The sequence below is a fragment of the Kitasatospora sp. NPDC058965 genome (assembly GCF_042741245.1).
Lineage (GTDB): Bacteria > Actinomycetota > Actinomycetes > Streptomycetales > Streptomycetaceae > Kitasatospora.
In genome coordinates, this window is sequence record NZ_JBHYKG010000473.1 from 1 (window position 1) to 4,648 (window position 4,648).

The 4,648-nt window shown below is 76.2% G+C and carries 6 protein-coding genes; 4 read left to right on the forward strand and 2 right to left on the reverse strand.

The genetic code is table 11. From position 1 onward, the window contains the following. The first annotated feature begins 171 nt into the window (after positions 1 to 171). Positions 172 to 1,035, forward strand: coding sequence for a universal stress protein (locus ACFW1A_RS38745; RefSeq protein WP_380418086.1), 864 nt, complete (start codon positions 172 to 174; stop codon positions 1,033 to 1,035). A 139-nt stretch (positions 1,036 to 1,174) separates the two neighbouring features. Beyond that, positions 1,175 to 1,519 carry an STAS domain-containing protein gene (locus ACFW1A_RS38750; protein WP_380418088.1) on the forward strand — a complete coding sequence of 115 codons (345 nt, stop codon included), beginning with the start codon at positions 1,175 to 1,177 and terminating at the stop codon, positions 1,517 to 1,519. A 96-nt stretch (positions 1,520 to 1,615) separates the two neighbouring features. Here ACFW1A_RS38750 and ACFW1A_RS38755 read toward each other — a convergent pair whose 3' ends face one another. Then, on the reverse strand, positions 1,616 to 2,119 hold the full coding sequence (locus tag ACFW1A_RS38755) for a GNAT family N-acetyltransferase (protein ID WP_380418090.1): 504 nt from the start codon (positions 2,117 to 2,119) through the stop codon (positions 1,616 to 1,618). Between the two features lie 251 nt (positions 2,120 to 2,370). Beyond that, positions 2,371 to 3,171 carry an HPF/RaiA family ribosome-associated protein gene (locus ACFW1A_RS38760; RefSeq protein WP_380418092.1) on the reverse strand — a complete coding sequence of 267 codons (801 nt, stop codon included), beginning with the start codon at positions 3,169 to 3,171 and terminating at the stop codon, positions 2,371 to 2,373. A 240-nt stretch (positions 3,172 to 3,411) separates the two neighbouring features. Between ACFW1A_RS38760 and ACFW1A_RS38765 the strand changes: the two genes are divergently transcribed. Together ACFW1A_RS38765 and ACFW1A_RS38770 are read left to right on the forward strand one after the other, a co-directional pair. Then, complete coding sequence (locus tag ACFW1A_RS38765; RefSeq protein ID WP_380418096.1) at positions 3,412 to 4,083, forward strand: response regulator; 672 nt, start codon at positions 3,412 to 3,414, stop codon at positions 4,081 to 4,083. 147 nt (positions 4,084 to 4,230) lie between these two features. Next, the coding region (locus tag ACFW1A_RS38770) for a pyridoxamine 5'-phosphate oxidase family protein (RefSeq protein ID WP_380418094.1) at positions 4,231 to 4,648 on the forward strand (418 nt) is incomplete at its 3' end.

A 4,648-nucleotide genomic window follows, 5' to 3' on the forward strand; every position in this document is an offset into this window, starting at 1 on the left:
GAACTGCGCCGCGGCCGCGTCGTTCCGGGGCCGCCGGCGGTCTGCCGTGCACCGGCTCGGGACCAACGGTCCTCCGGTGCGGGCCCGGCGGCCCCTGGGACGGCGGCTGACGGGACGCCAGAGTCGGGGGTGTCCGGATCGGCCGGACGCCGAAGCCCCTGGGAGCCCCCGATGAACCGACGTCCCGTCGTGGCCGCGATCGACACCTCCGCCCGCAGCCGCAGCGCCGCCCGCTGGGCGGCCGCCGAGGCCCTGCGGCGCGCCACCTCGCTCCACCTGGTGCACACCTGGCCGTTCCTCGGCGAGCACGAGACCTCACCGGTCAAGGCCGCCGACCTGCAGACGGCTGCCCGCGCGCTGCTGCACGAGGCGGCCGCGGACGTGCAGGCCGCCCACCCCACGCTGACGGTCAGCAGCTCGCTGATCCCGGACGCCGCGGTGGACGGACTGCTGGCCGCCGGCAGCGACGCCCAGCTGCTGGTCCTGGGCACCCGGGGGCTCGGCGGCTTCCACGGGCTGCTGGTCGGCTCGGTGAGCCTGGCCGTGGCGGCCCGGGCCGAGCTGCCCGTGGTGCTGGTCCGCGAGGAGTGGACGTCGGCCCGCGGCGACGCCGAGGTGGTCGTCGGCCTGGACGTCGCGCAGCCGGCCGAGGCGGTGCTCGACTTCGCCTTCCGGGAGGCCGCGCTGCGCGGCGCCCGGGTCCGGGTGGTGCACGGCTGGGACCTGCCGCCGATGTACGGCTACGCGGGTTGGGTGCCCTCCGAGCAGGACCGGCTCGAACTCGGCGCGGTGGCCGAGAAGCTGGTCACCGAGGCGGTGGCGCCGTGGCGCGACCGGTACCCGCTGCTCTCTGTCGAGACCGAGGTCCGGCTCGGTGGCGGGGCCAACGCCCTGGTGCACGCCGCCGACGGGGCCGCCCTGACCGTCGTCGGGCGCGCCGCCCGCCCGCACCCGATCGGCGCCCGGCTCGGCTCGGTGGCCCACGCGGTCGTCCACCACGCGCAGTCGCCGGTCGCCGTGGTCCCGCACGACTGAGGGACCTTCGGCCCCATCGCGCCGGGACGGTGAGACCAAGTCGACCGTCCCGGCAGCTGGTTGGCTGGACCGCGGCGCGGCACGGGCGGCGGCCGGGCAGGGCCGCCGACACCGCGTCAGGCACCCTCAGGAGGCTCCGATGGACACGACCGAACTCCTCGCCGACGCGGTGGTCGACACCACCGGGCCCGGCACCGTGCTGCGGCTCCGCGGCGAGCTGGACCTCTGCTCGGCGATCCGGCTGGCCCCGGCACTGCTGGCAGCGGCCCGCACCGACCGGCCCGGCCTGGTCGTGGACCTGTCCCGGGTCACCTTCTGCGACAGTTCGGGCGCCCGGCTGGTGACCTGCCTGCTGGGGCGCAGACCGGACGGCGAGCTGCCGCACCTGCGCGGCGCCACCGGCCAACCGGCACGGGTGCTGCGCCTGTTGGGGGTGCTGGACCCGAGCGGACCCGATCTCCCGGCACCTCCGCCGGGGAGCTGACAGTGCGCCACCCGGCCACCGGGGCCGACCGCCTGGCGCGGTCGGCCCTTCGGCGTGCCGTGCGTCCGTGTCTCAGCGAGTCAACGAGTCAACGAGTCAACGAGTCAGCAGGAAGCTCTCCAGCTCCATGCCGTACCAGCGGTCCGTGCGCCCCTGCGGCACCATGCCGAGGCGCCGGCAGAGGGCCATGGACGGCTCGTTCCCGGGCCGGACCACGGCGTGGATCTCCGCCAGGCCCTCCGCGAAGCCCTTCGCCACCGCACCGCGCGCCGCCTCGGTGGCGAACCCCCGGCCCCAGCTGTCCGGGTGGAAGTGCCAGCCGACCTCGACCTCCCCGTCGCCGTCCGGGATCGGCACCAGCAGGACCGTGCCGACCACCGTGCCGGTGTCCTTGCGCTGCACCGCCCAGATCCCGAACCGGGGGTCGGCCGAGAAGCCGCGGTACCGCTCGATCCTGGCCTCGGCGGCGGCCACGGTCTCCAGCACGGCGGGCTCGGCCCCGAGCCACCGGGCCACCTCCCAGCGGGAGTAGAGGTCGAAGCACCGCTCCCGGTCCGCCGCCGCCCAGTCCCGCACGATCAAGCGCTCGGTGGTGAACACACCGTCCCCTTTCGTCCCGGCCCACGCTACGCCCGTCGGCCCCCGCGCCCGCGGCCGGTCCGGACCCGGGAACCGCGAACGGGCCGGGAACCGCGAAGGAGCTGGACCGCGAAGGGGCTGGGAGCCGCCCCTCGTCGCTCCCAGCCCCTTCGTCCGGCGCCGCGGACCCCCACGTCCCCGGCACCGACCCCGCCCGCCGCACCGCGCCCCACGCACAGGGCGGCGGGAGTCCTCGACCGTCCGACCGACCGTCAGGCGGTGGGGGTGATCAAGCCGTAGTGCCCGTCCACCCGGCGGTAGACCACCTGCCCGCGGCCGCTGCCCGGGGCGGCGAAGAAGACGAACGGCAGACCGGTCACCTCCAGGCGGTCCACGGCCTGCCGCACCGTCAGCTCCGGCACCGCCGCACGGCTGGGCGCCGGCCCGCCCGGCAGCACCGGCCGGTGGAGCGGGTACGGGCCCACCACGGAGTAGCGGTGGGTGCCGCTGCGGGGATCCCGGTAGACCACCCCGTCGTGCCCGGTCAGCGCATCGGTGAACAGGTGGAAGTCGTAGTCCAGCGCATCCATGTCGAACGCCGCCTCGCGCGGGCTGCGACGGGGCAGGCTGTACGCCTTGTGGCGCACGATCCGCCGCTGCCCGACCGGCAGCTCCCGCCGGACCGGTCGGTGCGCGTCGTCCTCCGGCCCGGGCCGGGTCAGCGGCGAACAGGCGCCGTCGTGCCGCCAGGACTCGTCGTGGTGCCGGGCCCGGGCCAGTCGTCCGGTCAGCCGGTCCGCCAGCCGGTCGATCGCCTCCTGCATGGTGCCGGCCCCCACCTGGGCGCGCACCGGGTGGCCGCGCAGGTCCACCACGGCCTGGGCCACGGCCTGCCGGTCCGGCGCGTGGCCGACCTCCTGGCTGAGCTTCACGCGGGCCGCGAGGGCGGGCGTGCCGAGCCGGTCCACCACCGCGCGCACCTTCTCCTGTGCGTAACGGCGGCTCTCCGCGGAGACCGGGCCGCGCGTCCGCACCAGCACCTCGGTGCCGGTGAGCGTCTGCTGAGCGTTCATCACCCCTCCTTGGTGGTCCACACCAGCCTGGCGCCCGCCGCGGGGCCGGGCCGAGGGCCGAAGGTCCCGGCCCCCGGGCGCGAAGAGCCCTGACCCCGGGCGGGAGCGACCGCCGCGGGCCGGGCACGGCCATTAGGGCCGGAAGGCCCTATGCCGCACGCGCAGCAGCCGTCAGAATCCGGTCAGATCTGATCGTTCCCGACCGTTGTCGTCGGGCTGGGACCAAACGGAGTGGTGACGGTGGTGGACGGGGCGCACGGTGGCACCGGGGACGCGGTGCGGGTCTTCCTGCTCGACGACCACGAGGTGGTCCGTCGCGGGGTTCACGACCTGCTCGACTCCGAGCCCGGGTTGACCGTGGTCGGTGAGGCCGGGACGGCCGAGCAGGCGCTGGCCCGGGTACCGGCGCTGCGGCCGGACGTGGCCGTGCTGGACATGCGGCTGCCCGACGGCGACGGCGTGACCGTCTGCCGCGAACTGCGCTCCCGGCTGCCGGGGCTGGCCTGCCTGATCCTGACCTCGTTCGACGACGAGGAGGCCCTGCTGGACTCGATCATGGCGGGCGCCGCCGGCTACGTGCTCAAGCAGATCAGCGGCACCGACCTGGTCGCCGCCGTCCGCACCGTCGCCTCCGGCCAGTCGATGCTCGACCCCGGTGCCACCACCCGGCTGATGGCCCGCCTGCGCGGCGAGACCGCGGCTCCCGCCCAGCCGTTCCCCCAGCTCACCGACCGGGAGCGGGAGATCCTGGCGATGGTCGGCGAGGGCCTGACCAACCGCCAGATCGGCGAGCGGCTCTACCTGGCCGAGAAGACGGTCAAGAACCACATCTCCCGCCTGCTGGCCAAGCTCGGCGTCGAGCGCCGGGTCCAGGCCGCCGTCCTCGCCACCCAGGCGCTGGCCGGCGGGTAGGGCCGGACCGGGGCCGGGTGACCGGGCCACTGGGGTCGTCCGGCCCTGTCCCCGGTCGGCCCGGCGGCGCAGGATGGGGAGCAATCGAGTGGGGCCGCGCCGGGCAGGGTGCCGCTCCGCAGGCGGCCGGAAGCGGGTGAGCGGGACATGGAACGGACGGCGGAGATCGGGGTGCGGCCGGGCACGGCCCCACGGCGGATGGTGGCGTTGGACCGCGGCGCGGCGCTGCGCCTGCTCGGCAGCACCCAGCTGGGCCGGGTGGTCTTCACGATGCACGCGCTGCCCGCGATCCGCCCGGTCAACCACCTGCTGCTGGACGGCGTCCTGCTGATCCGCACCCACGAGGACGCCGCGCTCGCCGCGGTGACCGGCCACGGGCCGGACGGCGCGGTGGTGGCCTACCAGGCCGACGCCATCGACCCGGTGACCCACCTCGGCTGGAGCGTGGTGGTGACCGGCTACGCCCGCCCGGTCACCGACCCGGCGGTCCTGGACCGCTGCCGCGCCCTGCTGCGCCCGTGGACCGACGCCCCGCTGGAGCACGCGGTCCGGATCGACCCGGAGC

Bases quoted from the DNA above. Each gene is read 5' to 3' on its own strand.
- ACFW1A_RS38745 (WP_380418086.1), top strand. From the start codon at position 172: ATGAACCGACGTCCCGTCGTGGCCGCGATCGACACCTCCGCCCGCAGC.
- ACFW1A_RS38750 (WP_380418088.1), top strand. From the start codon at position 1,175: ATGGACACGACCGAACTCCTCGCCGACGCGGTGGTCGACACCACCGGG.
- ACFW1A_RS38760 (WP_380418092.1), bottom strand. From the start codon at position 3,171: ATGAACGCTCAGCAGACGCTCACCGGCACCGAGGTGCTGGTGCGGACG.